General features: G+C 67.8%; 18 protein-coding genes. 3 read left to right on the forward strand and 15 right to left on the reverse strand.

Annotated elements, in window-relative coordinates:
- Positions 1-218 precede the first annotated feature (218 nt).
- The 3 genes from H7F53_RS17970 to H7F53_RS03595 all read left to right on the forward strand — a co-directional run bounded on the left by H7F53_RS17970 (position 219) and on the right by H7F53_RS03595 (position 2,019).
- The gene (locus tag H7F53_RS17970) at positions 219-470 is read left to right on the forward strand and encodes a helix-turn-helix domain-containing protein (protein ID WP_221773542.1); all 252 of its coding nucleotides are present in this window, start codon (positions 219-221) and stop codon (positions 468-470) included.
- Entirely contained in the window at positions 451-1,485 is a 1,035-nt protein-coding gene (locus H7F53_RS03590; protein WP_221773543.1) for a Cfr10I/Bse634I family restriction endonuclease, read from the forward strand. The genes H7F53_RS17970 and H7F53_RS03590 overlap by 20 nt, the downstream gene beginning before the upstream one ends.
- Before the next feature lie 315 nt (positions 1,486-1,800).
- On the forward strand, positions 1,801-2,019 hold the full coding sequence (locus H7F53_RS03595; protein ID WP_185678097.1) for a hypothetical protein: 219 nt from the start codon (positions 1,801-1,803) through the stop codon (positions 2,017-2,019).
- 8 nt (positions 2,020-2,027) lie between these two features.
- Here H7F53_RS03595 and H7F53_RS03600 read toward each other — a convergent pair whose 3' ends face one another.
- The 15 genes from H7F53_RS03600 to H7F53_RS03670 form a co-directional block, all read right to left on the reverse strand.
- Positions 2,028-4,730: a conjugal transfer protein TraG N-terminal domain-containing protein gene (locus H7F53_RS03600; RefSeq protein ID WP_185678098.1), complete on the reverse strand. Its 2,703-nt coding sequence runs from the start codon at positions 4,728-4,730 to the stop codon at positions 2,028-2,030.
- Positions 4,731-4,763: 33 nt separating this feature from the next.
- Positions 4,764-6,188, reverse strand: coding sequence for a conjugal transfer protein TraH (locus tag H7F53_RS03605; RefSeq protein WP_185678141.1), 1,425 nt, complete (start codon positions 6,186-6,188; stop codon positions 4,764-4,766).
- Between the two features lies 1 nt (position 6,189).
- Positions 6,190-7,035 (reverse strand): conjugal transfer protein TraF, encoded by an 846-nt coding sequence (locus H7F53_RS03610; protein ID WP_185678099.1) that lies wholly within the window; start codon positions 7,033-7,035, stop codon positions 6,190-6,192.
- Positions 7,016-8,731 (reverse strand): conjugal transfer protein TraN, encoded by a 1,716-nt coding sequence (locus tag H7F53_RS03615; protein ID WP_185678100.1) that lies wholly within the window; start codon positions 8,729-8,731, stop codon positions 7,016-7,018. The genes H7F53_RS03610 and H7F53_RS03615 overlap by 20 nt, the downstream gene beginning before the upstream one ends.
- Entirely contained in the window at positions 8,728-9,495 is a 768-nt protein-coding gene (trbC, locus tag H7F53_RS03620; RefSeq protein WP_185678101.1) for a type-F conjugative transfer system pilin assembly protein TrbC, read from the reverse strand. Before trbC ends, H7F53_RS03615 begins: the two co-directional genes overlap by 4 nt.
- A complete protein-coding gene (gene traU, locus H7F53_RS03625) occupies positions 9,492-10,514 on the reverse strand; it encodes a conjugal transfer pilus assembly protein TraU (protein ID WP_185678102.1) in 1,023 nt (340 codons plus the stop codon). Before traU ends, trbC begins: the two co-directional genes overlap by 4 nt.
- Positions 10,511-11,158: a type-F conjugative transfer system protein TraW gene (traW, locus tag H7F53_RS03630; protein WP_185678103.1), complete on the reverse strand. Its 648-nt coding sequence runs from the start codon at positions 11,156-11,158 to the stop codon at positions 10,511-10,513. Before traW ends, traU begins: the two co-directional genes overlap by 4 nt.
- Positions 11,155-11,679 (reverse strand): S26 family signal peptidase, encoded by a 525-nt coding sequence (locus H7F53_RS03635; protein ID WP_343061886.1) that lies wholly within the window; start codon positions 11,677-11,679, stop codon positions 11,155-11,157. The genes traW and H7F53_RS03635 overlap by 4 nt, the downstream gene beginning before the upstream one ends.
- Entirely contained in the window at positions 11,666-12,073 is a 408-nt protein-coding gene (locus H7F53_RS03640) for a TrbI F-type domain-containing protein (RefSeq protein ID WP_185678105.1), read from the reverse strand. Before H7F53_RS03640 ends, H7F53_RS03635 begins: the two co-directional genes overlap by 14 nt.
- Complete coding sequence (locus H7F53_RS03645; RefSeq protein ID WP_185678106.1) at positions 12,070-12,474, reverse strand: hypothetical protein; 405 nt, start codon at positions 12,472-12,474, stop codon at positions 12,070-12,072. Before H7F53_RS03645 ends, H7F53_RS03640 begins: the two co-directional genes overlap by 4 nt.
- A 28-nt stretch (positions 12,475-12,502) precedes the next feature.
- Positions 12,503-15,046, reverse strand: a complete 2,544-nt coding sequence (gene traC / locus H7F53_RS03650) for a type IV secretion system protein TraC (protein WP_185678107.1) — start codon at positions 15,044-15,046, stop codon at positions 12,503-12,505.
- On the reverse strand, positions 15,046-15,846 hold the full coding sequence (locus H7F53_RS03655) for a TraV family lipoprotein (protein WP_185678108.1): 801 nt from the start codon (positions 15,844-15,846) through the stop codon (positions 15,046-15,048). Before H7F53_RS03655 ends, traC begins: the two co-directional genes overlap by 1 nt.
- Positions 15,847-15,851: 5 nt before the next feature.
- The gene (locus H7F53_RS03660) at positions 15,852-16,760 is read right to left on the reverse strand and encodes a DsbC family protein (protein WP_185678109.1); all 909 of its coding nucleotides are present in this window, start codon (positions 16,758-16,760) and stop codon (positions 15,852-15,854) included.
- Positions 16,757-18,088, reverse strand: coding sequence for a TraB/TrbI/VirB10 family type IV secretion system protein (locus H7F53_RS03665; protein WP_185678110.1), 1,332 nt, complete (start codon positions 18,086-18,088; stop codon positions 16,757-16,759). Before H7F53_RS03665 ends, H7F53_RS03660 begins: the two co-directional genes overlap by 4 nt.
- Positions 18,081-18,793, reverse strand: a 713-nt coding sequence (locus H7F53_RS03670) for a type-F conjugative transfer system secretin TraK (protein ID WP_425498153.1), incomplete at its 5' end; no start/stop codon positions are given. The genes H7F53_RS03670 and H7F53_RS03665, both read right to left, overlap by 8 nt.

Consider the following 18,793-nt stretch of genomic DNA (forward strand, 5'->3'; position numbering starts at 1 on the left):
AACACACGCTGCGGGGAAGCTAGAACAATTCAGGTACGCCTTGCAAGCAAATTCATGAAGGTACGCAAATCCGCGATTTTTCAAGACGAATACGCTGGGGCGGACGCTCAGCAGGATGGCGTGACGCAGGTTTGGTACGGAGTTCTGCTGGGACTTATAGTCCGTGGAAGTGTGGCGGAAGACGTGGTTTCTCGGCGCCGAGCACGGGGATCGCCGCTTTGGATATCGCATCACATATCGGCCACGCAGTCCGGAGGCACCGACAGGTCTTGCGGCTAACGCAGGAGGAACTCGCCGGCCGTGCGGACCTGGATCGGACATACATCGGTCAAATTGAGCAGGGCCGCCGCAATCCCACGATGATAAGCCTTCAGCGAGTGGCGCATGCTCTCGGCCTTGAACTCGACGTCCTAGTAGCTACAGCGCGCGACATAGCGGCGGAGAATGCAGATGCCGTTTCAATTCGGTGAGGACGGGACTGCCGAAGCTCAGGCCGCCTTCTGTGCCGGTTGCCATGCATCAGGAAAATCTTGCCTCGTGGATACCCGAGGTGGTGGCATAAAGGGACGGAAGACAGAGTTTCAGGTGACGCAAGCCCGGGTGATGGACTGCGCTTTTGGTAGCTTTGTCCCTGGAAGCGACAGTGACCCCGACCCGGGCCGCGCTTTCAAAGACTATCGTCAGCAGGCGTATAGGAACACACGCGAGGCTGGTGCCCTACTTTGGCCAGGCGCTTTTCGCCTTTCTGAGCAGCAGCTCGCGAAAGTCGACGGCGACGTGTACGAGATGATGGAAGCGGCCGCATTGTGGAACGCGGCCGCAACTTGGAACAAGTTTATGGATACGGGGCTGTGGGATAGCTCTGTGTTTCGCAAGCCCGACGGCGCCGTTCCGACACCGACTAGAAAGGTCGCGATTGTCAAAATGGCGCGAGGTGCAGATACAACCAAGCTTTTGAGTCCAGCGGCCCGTGCCGAGTATTTTGCTTTTGAAACCGCTCTGCAGAAGCGTGGACTCGAATTGAAGCTGAGCACGCCTGACATCTTGGGCTTGAGGATCCCGGATCCGATGCCTGCAGGCTTCGAGATTTTCATGTCGCCTTTGCCAGATCTGACGTTAGCAAGCCAGGAGCAGCTTGAAACAGCTTGGCGAGGGATACAGGGGTCATTGGAGGGCCGGCATTTTCTTTTTGCGATAGCGGTGAAGACTAGCACCAGAAGTGATAGGCTCTATCAGGCTTTGTTTGAAGCGAATGTGTTGAAGTACATATTGGGGTACGTCTTGCGTGGGCCCGCTATTCGATTTCACGCTCATCTTGAGACGTTCGCTAATGCTGATGTGGTTGGTAGGTACAAGGCTGCCTCAATGACTTCGCTTCTTGCAGGCGGCGTGCCATCAAAGGCTGTGGACCAGTTGTATCTGGCGCTAAACCCCAGAGATACTGCTCAGATGATTCTAGATGAGTTGCCCACCTATCCCTTGTAGCCTCCGAATGCGACAAGCGGCCTGCTGAGGCACAGCCCACAGGCTTGGGATTGATAGCGACGGATGCAGCGGTCCGGTCTGAACGGGCCATTTACTCTGAGCAGCTCGCTCATGTCGAGCTATCACCTCATCACTCTTCATACGCTATACGCTCCCGACAAAACGTAGGAGCGGATCGCCCGGCAGCGTAGACAAAGGTTGCGTCACAGATTTGGCGCCACGATGCTTTGGCACTACTCCGATTTTGGGAAAAATCGGGTTTCGGAGCCAAAGTGTTTTTGTTATGTTCTCGTATTGGCGAGCAATGGGTGGCACATGCAACAAAACAAACACACACGTGATGACGCAGTCGACACCCAGCGCTGGGAGGGGCTTGCGGAAATCGATCAGGCCATTCGCGACAACCGGCTCATGGAGTACAGGATCAAGAAGTCTTGGGCTGATCCGTGGGGGCGCAAACTCACCATCCTAGGTGTGTCCGCGATCGTGCTGGTTTTCGCCTACCTCATTGGAGCTTCGTTCGGCATGTGGTGACCTGAAGGTCACCACTTTTTCACGTCGTCCGCCGCCTCTGAGCTCGCGCCCTTTGCCCCTGTCGTCAGTCGTTCCAGAGGAGCCTTGTTGGCCCGGATCCGGCCGCGACCACGTGATTGAGCTTGCTGTACCTCCGCGGCGACGGCGTCCGGTGAGACCTGGCTAATCGAGCCAACTGTTACATCAGAAGCGGGCGCTCGGGCGCGCACCTGGGCTGGACCAGTGACCGCCGGCCTCGTAACCGGCTGCCCGGAGTGCAGCACGAGTTTGTCCTCGATCCCTTGGCGCAGCTGGTCGGCGTAGCTGCTAATGAACTTGGCTTGTAGCGCCTGCCCCTCCGGACTGAGCTGGAAGCCTACGTCGTCAAACCGGGCATTGCCATAGAAATCCCGGTTGCTGTCGATCTCGGCCATGCCCCACTCACGGTAGGCCTGGGACAGGTTGAGGCTGCCGGCCGAACTCTTGCCGGAGAAGAACGAGGCCTGGCTTTCCAGCCGGTTGGCGAGTTCCTCGGCGCGGCGCGCTTCCATTGCATAGCTCTGGCTCTCGGTGAGCGAGGTGCTCATCCCGCTCGCGCGGCTCGCAACCGAACTGCTGGATGAGCTGCTGACCGAGCGAAGGAAACCGTCCCGTGTACTCGACCAGCTGCGGTTATCGGACATCTGTGCAAGGCTGCCGAAGATCCGCGAGCGGTCCTCAGACGCGACGCCGACGTCACTGTCGGTCCAGGTGCGTGTACCGCCACCTCTTGCCCCTAGGGTGCCCGACAGCACGCCATTCGAGATACCTGCCTTCACGCCTGCTTCCCCGCCCAAGAACCAAGCCGTCGAGATGTCATCGGCGGCCCGGCGAGATAGCCCGAACTGCCGCTGCAGGCTGGCTGAGGCCTGGTCGACCTCGCTGAACGCGCTCTGGATGCTGTCGGACTTCGAGGTGCCGCTGGCGCTTTCGAAGGAGCTGCCCTTGCTGAACTGGTCCCGGATTTCGCGGAACCTGGCTACGGCGCTGGCGGTCGATTGGGCCGCGACGTTGGCATAGTTCTCGCTGTTGGCGCGCGCCTCGGACGCCATGGTCGAGAGGCGGGCGGTGAACTCCTGGCCGAGCGAGGGGGTGAAGGGATAGCTCGAATTGGGGATCTGATCGTAGCTGCCTTGCGGGAAGCTGGTGGTCATGGCGCCGTTCTCGCTGACGGTCCGGGTCTGCGGCGCACCGTAGGTGAAGCTCGGCGCGATCGTGCCTTGCGCGAACTGGCGGGTGAGCACGCTCGAGTTCTCGAAACTGGTGTTGCCGAGCGAAACGTTGCCCGTACTGGCCTCGCGGGCCGCCTCTTCTGCCGCGTTCTGGCTGGGGTTGAGGTAGCTCGTCGCCTGGTGGGAGATCGCCATCGCCCCCTTGGCGACGCCGCCCGCGAGGAAGGGCACCGAGGCGATGAGGTAGCCCGCGAGCAGGCCGATATCGCTGTTGACGTCGGCCATGCCGGCGAAGCTTGCAAGGCTGAGCCCATTGCCGCCGGTCGCCGCGGTCATGTCGGCAGCGCCCTTGGCCATCAGCATCATGTGGAGGATCACGAAAAGCGGCCCCCAGGCCGCAAGGTAGAAGAAGCCGGTGACATAGCCCTTGAGCGCGGCCGGACCGGTCTTGGGCAGCAGGAACAGAGGAAACAGCACCGGGAAGAGGGCGTAGAACAACACGGTCAGCACGATGTTGAGGAGCGGCACCCATTTCATGGCGCTGTTCGCGATCGAGCCGTAGGTCCGCTCGGTCTGGATGTCGGCGCGGGTCTGGGCATAGACGTCGACGTTCCCCGCGCCGCTGCTCGCCGACATGGCATGCATGGCCTGGGTCATCGCGTTGATCGTCAGCGTCTGCTTGAAGATCTGCGTCGCGTTCGCCGAGACACCGGTGAGGTAGTGGTAGGCGATCGGGAGATCGGCAAAGAGCTTGGCCTTGGCGAGCGCGGCCGTCTGGTTCGGGTAGAGCTGGCGGCCGAAGACTGTGCCCATGGCATCAGCGAGGCCGGTCCACTGCGTATTCAGCGCCTGGTAGGCCTCGCGGCAGGTAACGATGCTCGCGCTCACCTGGCCCGTCGCCTGATCGCGGGTCAGGAAGCGTTGGGCGCGGGCCTGGCTCCCGGGTGCTATCGTGGTCCAGATGTCGCCGCTCTCGGCGAGGTCCTTCATCGAGTAGCGACCGAGCAGCACGTCGTAGAACACGCATTGCCGGAAGTGCTCGTCGAGATTGGCGGCGAACTCGGGGTCGGAGATCCGCAGCGACCGCGTCGCATCGTAGAGCCGCGCGCCATAGATCATGCCGTTCCTGGAATAGGTGAGCTCGCCCGGCAGGCCGAACACCACCTCGGCCGAGCCCGTCAGGTAGTCGCCGACCTGGCTCGTGAAGCTCGCCATCAGGGCAAGGCCGAGCGGCACGTTGCTGACATTCGCCGGAGCGAGGCCCGGATTGAGGCGGTCGGTCACATGGACATCGATCCGCGGCACCATCAGCGCCGAGTAGATCAGCGTCGCACCGAGGAACCAGTTGATCCAGGCGCGCCAGTCCTGGTTGAAGGCGAGGGTCACGGCCGACAGGCCGAGCCCCATCACCATGACCACCTGGAGCAGGCTTTTGTAGCCGCCGTTGCCGGTCCAGGCAGCGACCGCTTGGAACACGTTCACCAGATAGTCGCCGCCGCCAACCGTGAAGATCTCGACCATGTCCGTTCCGCCGCTTGGCTAATGTGATGCTTGTCAGTGGGTGAGGCCGCGCGACTGGACGCCGCGCGACCAGTCGAGCGAGGCCGCCATGCCGGGCGACAGCGAGGCGGCGAGCATGTTCTCGATGAAGGCCGTCTTCTCGATGATCTGGAGCACGGCATTGACCTTGAGGTGCGTGCTCGCCTGCCGGTCGGCGAGCGCCTGGCGCACCTGGCCGACCTGACCCTGCCACATCGCGATCTTGGCCTCGTCGGCGCCGATGAAGCTCGACATCGAGCGGCCCGCCTCGCTGACGATCCGGTCGAGCACGGCAAAGAGCAGGTCGACGCTGGCGATCTCGGCGAGGGTCTCGCGGTCGTCGGTCGGCATGCCCCGGCCGTAGGCGGCCTGGACGGTCAGGATCTTGTAGAGCGGGATCGAGGCGACCTGGAGCAGCTCCTTCTGCGCCTCGGAAATTGGCGTGTCGGCGCGGATCGCCTGCGCCATGCCGGCGAGCAGCGCCGCGACCCGCGGGCGCAGCGCCTTGGAGGCCGGCAGGCTCAGCGACCTGAACCCGGGATTGAGGCACTTCTCGGGTTCGTCGCAGGCAAAGATCAGGACATTGCCGGTTTGGGTCCCGTCGAGCAGTGAGGTGACGAGCGTCGACGAGGCATCGCCCGCCACCGGCACGAACTTGCCCGGGTCATTATCGCCGGGCGGCACGTAGATGATCGTGCCCAAGAGGGTCATCGCATATTCGGCGAGTTCCTGGTCGAACCGGCCGCCCGGCGAGAAGAACGCGGACTTCCTGAGTATCGTCCAGGTGTAGTTGCGCGGCACGCCCGGGTTGACGTCATCGTACTGGCCAGCGCCGCGCGCGGTCGTGCTGGCGCGCTGGCCCCTCGTGCCGCAGCCATGCTTGGCCGCGGCATAGTCGGTGAAGACCCCCTCGGCATTGCCGATCGCCTCGCAGATCGCCTTGTCGGCGAGGTCGCCCTTGGGCCAGATCCCGCCGACCAGTCCCTGAGCCATCTCGCACGAGTTGATGTTGAGGTTGTTCATGAGCTGAGCCTTCTGGCTGAACTCCTGCATGATCTTCGAGCATTCCGGGCAGACCGTGTCGATCGCGAGACTGAAAGCAAAGCCGACCGCATTGTTGGCGACCGCCTTCAGCATGGCGACGATCTCGCTCGCGTTGATGAAGCTGAACGAGCCCGCGAAAATGTCGATGCCGCCGCAGCCGGCGCGGGCACGCGGCAGCTGGAGGTTGGCGATGTCGGTCGTCTTTTGCGGAAAGCGGGTCCAGACATTGCCGAGGCTGTAGTAGCCCGCCGACTGGCCCTGGAAGGCGGTCGGCCCGTTGACGTTGGCGGCGCCGCCGACGTCGCGCAGGAACGAGTCCATCGAGCTGCCGACATCGGCCGACAGGCTGGTGAGGGGGAGGGCCGCGGCAAGTACGGCGGCGAGGGCACGCTTCATCCTAGTAGTCACGGCCGGCTTCCTTTGTCGTGAGGAGATAGATGCGGTCCTGGAGCTCGTCGGCGCTCATGACGCCGTAGCCGATCGGGATGGGGCGGCCCGTCGCGGCGTCCCACAGCACCACCGCCGGGGTGATCCTGGGCTCGAGCGCCATGCGCGCGCGCTGGTTGGTCTCGACCGTGTAATTGCGGAAATGGCGCGAAGGCCCGCCGTCGGTGGAGATCGCGCGGACCGTGAGGTGCCAGGTCGCGGCCACGCTCTCGACAATCGGCGACATGACCTCGCAGGCGCCGCAGCTCTGGGCAAAGAAGTAGAAGAGCCCATAGCGCTCGCCGAGGTGGGCCATCGCGGCATCGCGCTCGGCGCTGCGGGCATCCTGCCATTGGCGCTTGCCGAGCGTCGAGACCGGCCGCTGCAGCGTGTAGTCGAGGGCCGGATCCTGCCAGATCGCGCGCTGCCAGACGTCGCTGAACAGCGAGGCGCGGTCGAGCTGCTCGCGCTGGAAGCGGATGTAGGCCGTGACATTGGCCGGCGTCGGCTCGAGGATCGCCCGGGCCTTGAGCTCACGCAGGCTCGCGGTGATCGCGTCGAGCCGGCTGGTGGCGCTCAGGGCTGGCGCCTGCTCTGCCGTGCGTTCGGCGGATTTAGGCCGCTCGCAGTAGAACCAGTAGCCGAGCCGGCGTTCGGCGCAGTAGAACCGGTCCTGCGAAGCCACACTTGCTTGCGGCGGCCCGGCCGGGCTGGCGGCTGGGTCGTGGGCGAAGGCAGGAGCGGCCCCGAGGCTGGTGTGGGCGGCGAGGAGGCCGGCGGCGATCAGCCGCCTGACCCTAGTGGCGGGCGCGGGCATAGTAGTCCTCGATCTTCTGCTGGATGTCGGTGACGGCCTGGAGTTCGTCGGGGAGGCGCGCGGCGTCCGTAAACTCGGCGTAGACCTCGCTGAAATCCATCTGGCTGAGGTCGAGCCGGGCGAACTCGTCGATGGTGAAGCCGAGGCATTGCTCGGTCTTGGGATTGCCCCAGGGCTTGCCGAGTTGCTTGCGGCCCTGCTCCTGGAGGATGCGCGCGAGCTTCGATTCAAAGCAGCAGTAGACCTTGCGCTTGGTGAGGCACACGCCAAGGACGCTCGAGGCGCAGTAGGTCCCGACATAGGCACACAGGCCTTGCGCATCGCGCTGGTGGAGCAGCATCTCCTCGCGGCTGCAGCCGAGCGCCACCAGCAGCTGGATCCCAGGGATCAGCGGGAAGCCTTTGCCGCGGCAGCAGTTGAGCACGCCGAAGACCTTCGACGCACACGAATTGCGCGTGCCGCGGAACAGGGTAAGGCTGTCCGGATCGAACTCGCGCCGCGCCTGGGCAAGGGCATTGAGCGCGACCGCGGCATCCTTGAACTCGTCGTTCGCCTCGCGGCGGATCGTCTCGCAGCTGCCGTCGATGCAGTAGACGTCGCCGTCGCAGATGAACTGGTTGGCGCTCGCCTGGCCCTCGGGCACCGGGCAGTCGTAAACCCGCTCGGTGGTGCGGCAGGGCTGCTCGTCGGTCAGGCAATATTCCCGCTCGAGCGTGCAGCCGGGCGTGGCGGCAAGCGCGCTGCAGTCCTGCGCCGGGGTGAGACAGTTGCACAGGTAGTCACGCCGCCAGGCCCAGCATGGCTGGGTCACCGAGGCGCCGCCGATGATCCGGGTGACCGGATCGCTGTCGGTGCAGGTCTCGGTGGGCGCCGTGCAGTTCGTGTCGGCCGCAAGGGCGGCGCACGGACTCTCGTCGCGGGCCGTGTCGACGATCTGGCGGGTGGTGACGCTGAGCGGGGTCAGGCCCGAGATCGCCGCCGGGCAGGTGTACTCGGCGATCGGCTCGCCGGGCTCGGTGCAGACGAAGCGGTTGCCATCGCGGTAGCCCTGGAGGCAGCGCCCGGGATGGGTGCCGGTGAGCGTGCAGCCGGCGAGCGTCAGCCCGGCGCAGTCGGGATCGCCGCGTGGGCAGTCGTAGCGATAGTCGCTGACCATGTGCACCGAGGCCTGGAGCGTGACCTGGCAGCTCTGCCTGGCGCTCTCGACGGCATAGCCGACATTGCAGGTCGCCTTGTAGCGCGCGCCGCTGCCGCTCCCCGGAGGCAGCGGGACGCAGCGCCCCTCGGTGCCGCCAACCCCCATGCCGCTCGTGTAGGCGAGGGGATCGGTGCCGATGAGCTTGGCCCGCGCGATCGTCGCATCGAGGTCGACCCGCGCGAAGCGCGCGCGCCGGTCGATCGAGCTGCGCATCGCCTCGTAGCCGGCATGGCTGGAGGCTTGGCTCGCTGCCTCGCGGCTCATCCGCTCGGGATCGTCGAAGTAGCTCGATGAGGCACTAGGCGTCCCCCCGAAGTTTGGCACCCGGCGCGCGTCTGGAGCGGTGGTGGCTGCCGCCTGCGCCGCGGCGGCGCGGTCGCGGCCGAACGCCTTGCCCTCGGCCCTGGCGGCATCGGTCGTGCTCTGCGCGGCGAGCGGGGCGGCGAGGGCCAGCAGGAGGGCGCCGAAGCCCGCAGATCGGAGAGCCTGAGGGATCATGACTGCGGGCTTTCGAGACGGGCGAGGTGCTGGGCGGCGAGCCGTGCGCCTGGGCCGCCGCCGTGGGCAAATGTGCCTAGCGCATAGGCGGCGCTGACATTGCCGCTCATCCGGTCGTGCGGCGGCACGGCATCGCGGCAGTCGAACCCGTCGCAGAGATCAAAGTCGCTCGCTGCGACGACATAGGTCGGCACAGCCTCGACCTCGAAGGCGCGGAATAGGCGCGGGTCAATCCCCACATTGCCGAGCGGCTCGCCCGGGCTCGCCACCCTGGCGAGTGCGGCGGTGAGGGCCCTGGCGCTGTTCCCTGGCAGGCCCCGCAGCGCGACCACGCCGCCGGCGCGGGTCACGTCGCGGATCATCTCTCGCAGCGCCGCCGGCGGCATCGAGAGCGAGGCAAAGGCAACGAAGCGCGGCGCTGCGCCCATGTCCATAGTCGTCGCCGCACCTGCCGCCGCGACCATGCCATCGAAGTCAAAGGTGTCGTCGGTGGAAGGGCTACGGGCGGCGCCTGCCGCCGCGCGGGTGTAACGCTGGCCATTGGCATCGGCGGCGGCAGTGCTCGTCCTGGCCTCGCTGGCGAGGGCTTCGGCGCGCTCGCGGGCGGTCCGGGCCAGCGCGTCGGCATCGGTGGCTCCCGCGGCGGCGCGGGCGCGGATCGCGGCGAGGTCGAGGTCTCCTTCCGCGGTCTGGGCCGAGGCACCGGCCATGGCTGCCACCAGGCAAAGCCCCGTGATCGCAGGGAGTTGGGAGAGCTTTCTCATAGCGCGCAGCAGTTCCGTTTGCGCCAGACCAAGTAGCCCATGTCCTCGCCGATGGCGGGGTAGACCTGGCCTTGCGACATGAAGGTCGAGGATGCGCCGATCGGCGCGCAGGCGTAGCGACCCCTGGTCTGCGGATTGGGGTTCGTCGCCTGGAAGCGGTATTGCTGCTTGCGCATCACCGGCATCAGGTACTTGCCGCAGAGGCCCTTGCTGCCCATCGTCCCCCACGAGACGAGCTCGCGGTGAAGCTTGTAGGAGAAGCGGGCGAGCGCGAGGCGCGAGGCCTGGACATGGCCGATCGTCGCCGAAACATTGCCGTTCAGCGGATACATCGTCCCCTGGCAGCCCGCGCACCAGAACAGCGCATCGCTGGGGAGGCGCGTGGTCGCCGCGACGCAGTCGGCGGCGCAGGCCGCGAGCGCGAGCGGATTGGCGAAGAGCACCGCCTCGGGGTTGATGATCGCGGTGAGCTCGCTGTCCTGCCACAGCGGGTCGATCTCGGTTATATAGAGGATGTCGATCGAGCCGGTCTCGAGGCAGAGGAAATCGGCGACGAGCTCCATCCAGTAGATCAGCGGGTAGGCGTACCAGTGGACGTGCCACTGCGAGGCATACTGGGCATTGCCGCCCACGGCCGAGGGCCCGGCCATGGTCTTGAAGCCGATGTCGAAGCCCGGATCGAGCTTCATTCCGTCGAGGTTCACGAAGCACCACGGCTTCATGCTGACATCGGCAAGCCGAACCGGCTCCCAGAAGCCCATCGCGATCCCGGGCCTCAGGCCGCACAGGCACACCGGCAGGTCGGGGTTGTCGGTGTCCGGGCGGTTCGAGGGCCAGATCTTGAGCCCGCCGATCGAGATCGGAAAGAGGCACGACCAGCAGATGTCGGTGATCGGATTGACGAACTTGCCGGTGCAGCGGCCGGGGCCGGCAGCGGCCTCGGCCGGCGTGCCTGCGGCGAGACCGGCGAGCGCGAGCCCGGAGGCAAGCGTCGAGAGCAAGCGGCGCTTCAAACTCATGACGGGGCTCCTTCGCCGGCCCTGGCTGGCTGTTCGGTGACGAGAAGGACGCGGCCCTGCTGCTCGACCGTCGCGGGGACCGCGCGGATGCCGAAGTGCTTCACGAGGCTGCCGCCCTGGTCGAAATAGAACCGCCGCTGGCGGGCCTTCATCAGCTCGAGCGGCGCGCCGCGCACGAGGATGAGCTTGGCCTTGTCGGGGCCGTAGCGCCGCAGGGCCCAGCCAAGCTGGCGCGGATCGTCGCCATCGAGGAAGACGAGCGGCGCGCGCAGGGGCACCGTGTCGAGCGGATTGACCCGGGTGCCCGCGGCAATGATCACTCGGCCCTTGTCATCGGCAATGTCGCGCGGCGCGGTGATGGTGGGGTCGAAGCGCCAGCGGCGGACCAGGGTCGCTGCGCTCACGTCGGCGACCGGTTCGGGGCGATTGACCCGCGCGATGGTGCGGCGCTTCAGCTCCTCATTGAGCCGCGCGGTCTCGCCGCTCGCCTCGAGCCGGGTCAGGCGGGCGTGGATCTGCTGGAGGAGATCGGGCTCGATCACCGGCCAGACCGCGCCCTGCTGACCGTAGTCGCGGGCTGCGGCATGGTCCGCGAGGAGGAGGGCGAGCGCGGTGGCGCAGAGCGGGAAGGCAAGCGGCCTCACAGCACCGGCCTCCCGCTTCCGAGGACGCGGGGGCGGCAGATCCAGCCGATCGCAGCGTAACGACTGTCAAAGCTGTCGGGGTGCTCGCCCGCGACGAAGTAGCAGCCTGCCGGAAGCCGCCCGGTGGGCCCAAGCGCCAGAGGCTCGCCGAGCCGAGAGACGCGCTTTGCGGTGGCGACCGGCGTGCCGTTGATCGCGAAGACCCGGTTCTCCTCGGTCACGACATCGCCCGGGACCCCGAGCACCCGCTTGCCGAAGGGCTTGGGCCTGGCCCCGAAATGCCGCACCACGAGCGGCGATATCGGGGGATCGAACAGCACGATGTCGCCGCGCTCGGGTACACGGCCCCGTTCGAGCCACAGCGCCCAGTAGGGCAGGCTCGGGCTGACGTTGATCATCAGCGCGTGCCCTCGGGCAAAGGTCGCGAGCGCGGAGAGCGCGAGCGCGCCGGCGCCGAGTCCGCTCCACAGGAGGAGGCGGCGCGCCGCGGGCAAGCCAAGGAGGCGGTTAGCGCGCGGCACGGGCGAGCACTCCCATCCGGCGCGCCACATCGGCACGCACCGCCGGCGTCAAGTCCGAGGCTTGGCCGGCGACCACGGCCTCGGCGACGAGCACCGTGCGCCCGTCGCGGCCAAGTTGCCGGGTCGAGGCCTCGATGGCCTTGAGGTAGGCCTGGACGCGCAGCTGCGTTTCCTCGGGCGGGCGCCCCGAGCGGGCCTCCTCCGCGATAAAGTCGCTCATCAGCCGGCTCAGCTGGACCGTTACCACCTCACGCTTCCCGAGGGTGAGGAGGCGATCGGTCGCCCAGACGCCCCAGAGCGCCTGGGCGAGCAGGCCGATGCCGACCGCCACGCCGAAGGCATTGACGCCGCCGAGCGCCTGGCTGAGGCGCGATGTTGCCCAAATGTTCCTCATGCCTTGTCTCCCGAGAGTTCGCGCTCGACGTCGCGGATGAACCGCGGCAGCCGCCAGGCGACGACCAGCGTGGCGAGGCCAAGCCCGGTGAGCTTGACCTCGCCGAGGAAGCCGGCGCGCCGGGTGAGGTCGGCAGCAAGGAAGCGCTCGGCGAGATTGGCGAGGTGGGCGAAGAGCGCATCGGGATTGCCGCCCGACAGCGCGAGGGCGAAGACCAGCGGGAGGCCGAGCACCATCAGGTAGGAGGAGGCAACGAAGGTCGCGGACCTCAGCGCAATGTAGCAACCATCGGCCAGCGCCGAGCGCAGGGTGCGGTGTCTCGCCTTTGCTGGCGCGGGAACGGGAAGTGCCGTGTCCGGCGTGTCGGTCTGGTCGAACGGGGCCATGAGGGTCAGGGGCATGTCGTCTGGTGTCCTTGGGTTCGGGGTGTCAGAGGTTGGGAAAGGCGATGCGCTCGATCGCGTCGGCGAGCTGGTGGCCGCGGGCGAGCTCGGCATCGATCGCGGCGACGGTCTGGGGCGAGCTCGAGAACAGTGTCGCCGAGAACGGGTCGAGGACGAGCCGGCCGATCGCCTCGGTCTCCGGGCCCTTGATGAAGACCTCGGAGTAGTCGCTCCCGGAGCGCTTGAGGCTGCGGATCAGCGTCTCGGTGCGGTCGTCCATGTCGAGGCGCTTGCTTGCCCGGAAATCGGCGATGGTCTCGCCCTTCTGCTGGAGGATCAGCATCCAGTCGCTGTTCTCGAGCGCGGCAGTCGCCCCAGCCGACTTGTAGTAGTCGTTCAAGGATTGGGTCGCGGTGGCGAGCGCGCCGCCGTACTTGCGGCAGGTGCGGGCATAGGTCTCGACGAACTCGCCCATCGAGCCGCCCTTGAGCATGGCCCAGGCCTCGTCGATGAGGAGGAGCTTGCGCAGCGAGCGCGGGCTCCTGGTCATGGCCTGGCTAGTCATGAACATGATCGCCGAGAGCACCACGCTTCGGAGGTCCTCGCGGCTCGCAAGGTCCGACATCTCGAAAACCGTGAAGTCCGCATCGAGCGCAAGGCTCGCCTCGCCCTCGAAGAAGGCGCCGTAGGTTCCGCCCGCCATGTAGGGAGCGAGCGCAGTGGCGAGATCGCCGGCGGTGTCGTGGCCAAACGCGGCGAGGCTCTCGCCAACCGAGGTCACGGTCGCGGCGACGCCTTGCTCGCTCCATACCCTGTTGACCGCGCGGTCGATGAGCCCGCGCTCGGTGTCGGTGAGCTGGGCTGTATGCCGCGCCATCTGGCCGATGATCGCCTTCACCATGCCAAAGCAGTCGAGGCGGTAATCCTCGTCCTCGGCGGCGCGCACCGGATCGATCATCGAGAAGGGATTGAGGCAGAAGCCGGCAGCAAGCGTGAACTCGACGAAGCGGCCGCCCTGGAGCTTCACCGAATGCTCGAAGCTGCGCCCGTCGTCGATCACCACGACCTGCGCGCCCGCGCCGCGCAGCGCCGCGCACATCTCCTGCAGGAGGACCGACTTGCCCGACCCCGACTTGCCGCAGATCGCGACATTGTGGTTGCCGGCCTCGTTCTCGAACGGCGACCAGAAGAAGGGCTGGCCGCGCCGGCCAACGAAGAGGAGATGCGGCTGCGGGCCGCCGAGGTACTCGCCCTGGAGCGGCGCAATGTTCGCCGCCGTGGTCGAGAGCAGCGTCCTGAAGCGCTTCAGTCGCTCCATGTCGGCGCCGAGCCCATCGGCCAGGGTGAGCGGCATGGCCGCGAGCAGGCCCTGGAGCTGGAGGTAACGCTCGTCGGCAAGGTCCCAGCCTGCCGCCTTGTAGAGCGACTTGACCGCGCGCTCGTGGCGGTCGCCCTGGCCGAGCGGCGACCAGGTGGTGATCCCGTAGAACACCCGGACGAGCCGGCGGCCCTCCTGGAGCTCGGCCTGGACATGCTGCCACTCGGCCGCCTGCTCGCCGATCCGCGGCAGGAACCGCGCGCTGCGCGTGCCGGCAAGGCTCGTCGTGCGCATGAACTTGAAGCCCGCCTTGGCCGAGGCCGCCTCCTGGTCGGGGTAGACGAGGCAGAGCATGGTCGCGGCGGGGCAGGGGAAACGCAGCTTGTCGGTGAAGAGATCGCCGATCAGCCGCGCGCACTCCCACGGCGCCCAGCGCTGGGGCATGCTGCGCACCGCAAAGTGCCGCACGTCGAAGACATCGGGATAGACCGCGCCAATCTCGGGGACGCCGTCCCGGGCGGAGCCGGTCGGACGGAAGCGCTCGGTCATCAGCCGCAGGCGGTCCTCCTCGACGACGAGCTCGATGTCGCGGCGGATCGCCTGGGCTGCGATCGGATCGTGCGGGTTGTAGCCTGGCGCATCGTCCTGCGGCGCGGTGGTCGGCGAGGTGAGGTCATCGAGGATCGCGATCAGCGCCTCGGGCGCGACTTCGGCGACCCCGAGGTTCAGCGACTTGAGCATCGCGGTCAGCCCGTCGCGCATCTGCTTGAGCTCCTCGTTGCTGACCGCCTTCGCCGCCGGCACCCCGACCGAGACGATCACCTGGTGGTGTCGGGCATGGAACGGCGCATCGGCCGACCCCGATTCCCAGGCGAGCGCATAGAGCCGGCGCGCGCGGTGCCGAGCGATCGCCTCGTAGACCCCGCCCTGGAGGTAGCGCGGGGCAAACCACGGGCCGACGATGCGGCTGATCCGCGGGCTTGCAAGGTGGAGCACCTGGAGGCAGGCGCCCGCCGGCAGCCCTTCGGAAAAGAACTGGCCGAGGATCTCGCCGGTGCGCTCGTCGGCGCCAATTAGCGGCGTGACCGCGAGGATGAACCCCTTCGAGCGCGCGTTGAGGTAGAGCCGGCTTGTCGGATCGTAGACCCGGTAGGGCAGCCAGTCGGAAAGCATGTCGACCATCAGGGCCGGGCGGGCCTTTTCGGCATGCTCGGCATCGCCGATCAGCCCGGCGAGCAGCCGGTCGATCAGGGGCTTGACAGTCCCGGTCATCACTGCGGCTCCTGGGTCTTGGGGGTGCTGGCGGGTGCGTGGCTTGCCGCGCGGGCGGCCGCGATCGCCGCGGCGCTCGGGAACACCGGAGACGCAGGCGAAGCTTCGGACCCCGGGGCTCGATCATGCGGGGGAGGCGGCATGTCGAACCCCGGGACCCCCGGTGCCGAAGCACCGGCGACTGCCTCGCGCGCCGTGGAGGGGAGGACCAGCGGCGGGGCAGCGGAAAGGGCGGGATCTGTGGAGGCGGCCGGGCTGCCAACGGGATCGGCAGGGTCGGGGCGCTCGTCGGCGACGGCAGCAAAGGGGATCTGGGCATTGTCCGCGCTGGGCGTGTCCATCGTCTCCTCGGGTGTGGCAGGGCGGGCCTGAGCGGTCTTCAGCTGCCGGCACAGCTGCCGCATCACCGGCGCACCGCGTGCCGCGCTCTCCCGGCCGGTGAGCTCGCCGCGCCAGCGCGGCGTTTCGACCACCACCCAGGCGACCGCGTCCTCGTGGAGGATGCCCGCCGCATCGACGTGGGCCGGAAAGACCACGCGCAGGGTGCGTTCGCCGGTCCGGGCGGGATCGGCGGCGCTCACCTCGGCGCGGGCGCGAGCGGAGACGGGGCCAGCGGCCTCGCTCAGGGCGGCGGGCGCGAGGCTACCCGTCGCCCGCTCGTCGATGACATGGGCCGGGGCGCAGTCGCCGCGGGGGGCGCGGCAGGTGAAGTCGCCTTTGACGTTGGTGCCGATGGTGGCGCAGCCCGAAGTCAGCGATAGGAAGCCGGCGCAGGCGAGGATGGGGCAGGATCGCAGCATCGGGGTCATCCCTCGCTCGAGGAAGTGGGCGCGGCCTTGAGGAAGGCGCGCAGGGCGGCGGCCGGGCGGTAGCCCTCGATCACCGCGCCATCGGACGGCCGGACGATCACCGGGGTGCCGCCAAAGCCGTGCGCCTTGGCAAAGGCCTCGTTGGCATCGAGCCCGGTGGTGTCGCAGGGCCTGGGGTTGGCAAGCGCGACCCCGGCATAGGCCATGTGCACGGCAAGGTCGGGCCGGGCCGAGCACAGCACCCGCTCGGCATCGCGGCGGCTATCCGCACCGAAGATTGAGATCGGCCGCTCCTCGACCCGCGCGCCGATCGCCTTGAGCTCGCCCTCGAGCTTGCGGCAGTAGGCGCAGTGGAAGTCCGAGAAGACGACCACGCGCGGGCCCGTGGCCGGGCCCCAGGCAATCGCACCGTTTGCGGGCAGGCTGGCGAGCGAGACCTTGGCCGGCGCCTTGCTGCGCGCCGGAGAAGGACTGGCGGTGCGCTGGTCCTCGCCGGCGTCCCCGTCGCCGCGCCGGGCGGCGCCGGCGGCGAGGAGGTCGGGGTTGAGCGCCAGCAGCCTTGCGGCGGTGAGGTCCTGGCGGGCCTCCATGTCGTAGACCCGGCCGATGACGAGGTACTTGGCCGCCCGGTCGACATAGAACAGCGTCGATTTGGAGGCGACCTCGCACAGGCCGCCGAGCCCCTCGCAGGTGATGGCATCGATCGGGGTCTTGGGCAGCCTGAGCTTCAGCGCCGCCTTGACCTTCTCGGCACTGGCCAGGGAGAGCGGCGCAGCGATGCGGGCCATGGCCCAGCCGGTGCCGGCGGAGAGCGCGACGAGGGCCGCGATGCCGGCGGCGGGACGCAGCCAGGCGCGAACGCGCGAGGGCGAAGGGGTGCCGGTGGGAGTGGGCGTGTCGGTCATTGCGAGTTCCTCACGAAGGCGCCGTCGAGGAACACGATCTCGACCTCGATGCCGGTCGGCATCTCGACGACGGGTTGGTACTGTTCGGCGCGCTCGATCAGATATTTGCTGACCGTGTCGGCGGTGTCGGCAGCGCCCTGGCCGAGCCCGCCGCCGAGGATGTCGCCGGCCGAGAGCTTGGCGCGCGCGCCGTCGGCAGTGCCGGCGGTGCCGGTAAAGACCCGGTTGGCATTGGCCGAGAAGCCGCGCCCGAAGCCGCCGACGATCCCGGCGAGCAGGGCCTGGCTGACGAGATTGCCCTCGCGGCTGACCACGCGGCCGCGCACCCCGGACTTGCCGGCAAAGCTGATGAAGCCCTTGACCTCGCTCACTGCGACCCGCCCGCCGGGCTGGTCGCAGGTCATCCGGGCGAGCTTGACGTAGACCTTCTCGCTGCTGAGGTCCCCGCGCGCCGCGCCGTTGACCACGCAGCCCTGGATTCGGGTGGTGAGCACCTTGCCATTCTGGAGCACCGAACGCGCCGGGCCGGTGATCCGTAGCACCACGGGCAGGGGATCGGTCTGGCTGGCGACGCCGGCCGAGGCATCGACCCCGACGATCACCCGCGCCGGAGCATAGGAGTTGGGCGGCAGGTAGTCGGGCGAGTCCTCGACCACGAGCGGCGGGGCCTCGGCGCGGCCGACCCTCAACCCGCCGCTCGCGCCCTTGTCCGTGCCGAAGCTCATCAGCTTGACCTCGCTTGGGGCGCCCATGCCGCCTTGCGGATCGGACCCTGCTGGACCGGGAGCAGCACGCCCGCGCGCATCGTAGCCACCGGCCTGGGGGCCGTAGGCTGGCGGGGGCAGGGGAGGCGCAGCCTGGGCAGCAGGCTGCGCCGCGAGGCGCGCCTTGAGTTCGGCGTTCTCGGCCGAGATCGCATCGATCGCCGCGCGCCCGTCGGTCTGCATGGCCTGGTTCTCGGCTTTCAGCGCCGCGAGCTGGGCCTCGACCTCGCTGCGCGGAACGCTCGCGTCCTTCAGCGCCTTCTGCTCGCGGGTGACCGCATCGAGCCGGTTGCCGTAGGTCGCGACGAACTCGCGCTGCGAAAGGTCGCGGTTGACGAGCCCCGCCGTGTCGATGGTCTGCGCCGCATCGGGATCGCCGCGCCGCGCCTTGTCCTCGCCGCCGAGGATGAACCAGCTGCCGCCGACCAGCGCGAGCGCACCGATCGCGCCGAGGAGGAGCTTCTGGCGGCGCGCCGTGCGGGCGTTGAGACCGGCAAGCTCGGAGCCTGCCGCCGCCTCGGCGCCGAGCGGGATGGGCGCATCGGGGTGGGTCTGGTCAGTCATGGCCGCCCTCTTCGCTTGTACCGACGACGAAGGCGGTGGTGCTCGCGCCGGGCGCGAGCAGAGCCGTCTGGATCGCGACGGCAATGGTGCCGCGCGGGGCAAGATCGCTTTCCTTGAGCGTCACGGATTTCGCGCCCCGGTTGCTGAGGCGCACGACCTTTCCGGCAAGGCTCGCGCCGCGGTACTCGGCGAGGAGCTGGACCTCGAGCTCGCCGGCGCGAACAGGAGCCGTGCTCGCCTGGCGCACGGCAAAGCTGTCGATCGTCCGGTCGTTCGCCATGGCCTCGATCAGGCGCACGGCGCTGGTCTCGGGCGGGGTCTCGCCCTCCCAGTCGGCGGCCTTGTTCCGCGCGATCGCCGGATTGGTGACGAAGACCTGAGCCGCCGGGATTGGTTCGATCCGGCAGGCGACCTTGTAGACGAAGCCCTTCTTCGTAGTGGCAAAGAAGCTGATCGTGCGCGCGGCATAGGTCTCGGGGACCGAGACATAGATGTCGCCGCGCACCGGCTCGTTGGTCACGGCAAAGTCATTGTAGGGCGTGCCGCTCGAGATCTTCGAGACGCTGGCGAACTGGTCGTCGACCAGCGCGAAACGGGTGAGTTCGTGCGCCGAAACGCTGCACTCGACCGCCGCGCCGTCGGCAACCTGCTTGAACTGGTCGGCGGCACGGGCAGTGCCGGACAGGCCGGCGAGCGCTGCCGCGG

Source organism: Novosphingobium piscinae (assembly GCF_014230355.1).
Lineage (GTDB): Bacteria > Pseudomonadota > Alphaproteobacteria > Sphingomonadales > Sphingomonadaceae > Novosphingobium > Novosphingobium piscinae.

Coding starts and splice junctions, on each gene's coding strand:
- H7F53_RS03660 (WP_185678109.1), bottom strand. CDS start 16,760: ATGACCGACACGCCCACTCCCACCGGCACCCCTTCGCCCTCGCGCGTT.
- H7F53_RS03640 (WP_185678105.1), bottom strand. CDS start 12,073: ATGAGGAACATTTGGGCAACATCGCGCCTCAGCCAGGCGCTCGGCGGC.
- H7F53_RS03590 (WP_221773543.1), top strand. CDS start 451: ATGCCGTTTCAATTCGGTGAGGACGGGACTGCCGAAGCTCAGGCCGCC.
- H7F53_RS03655 (WP_185678108.1), bottom strand. CDS start 15,846: ATGCTGCGATCCTGCCCCATCCTCGCCTGCGCCGGCTTCCTATCGCTG.
- H7F53_RS03595 (WP_185678097.1), top strand. CDS start 1,801: ATGCAACAAAACAAACACACACGTGATGACGCAGTCGACACCCAGCGC.
- trbC (WP_185678101.1), bottom strand. CDS start 9,495: ATGAGAAAGCTCTCCCAACTCCCTGCGATCACGGGGCTTTGCCTGGTG.
- H7F53_RS03665 (WP_185678110.1), bottom strand. CDS start 18,088: ATGACTGACCAGACCCACCCCGATGCGCCCATCCCGCTCGGCGCCGAG.
- traU (WP_185678102.1), bottom strand. CDS start 10,514: ATGAGTTTGAAGCGCCGCTTGCTCTCGACGCTTGCCTCCGGGCTCGCG.
- H7F53_RS03605 (WP_185678141.1), bottom strand. CDS start 6,188: ATGAAGCGTGCCCTCGCCGCCGTACTTGCCGCGGCCCTCCCCCTCACC.
- traC (WP_185678107.1), bottom strand. CDS start 15,046: ATGACCGGGACTGTCAAGCCCCTGATCGACCGGCTGCTCGCCGGGCTG.
- H7F53_RS03615 (WP_185678100.1), bottom strand. CDS start 8,731: ATGATCCCTCAGGCTCTCCGATCTGCGGGCTTCGGCGCCCTCCTGCTG.
- H7F53_RS03645 (WP_185678106.1), bottom strand. CDS start 12,474: ATGCCCCTGACCCTCATGGCCCCGTTCGACCAGACCGACACGCCGGAC.
- H7F53_RS03610 (WP_185678099.1), bottom strand. CDS start 7,035: ATGCCCGCGCCCGCCACTAGGGTCAGGCGGCTGATCGCCGCCGGCCTC.
- H7F53_RS03600 (WP_185678098.1), bottom strand. CDS start 4,730: ATGGTCGAGATCTTCACGGTTGGCGGCGGCGACTATCTGGTGAACGTG.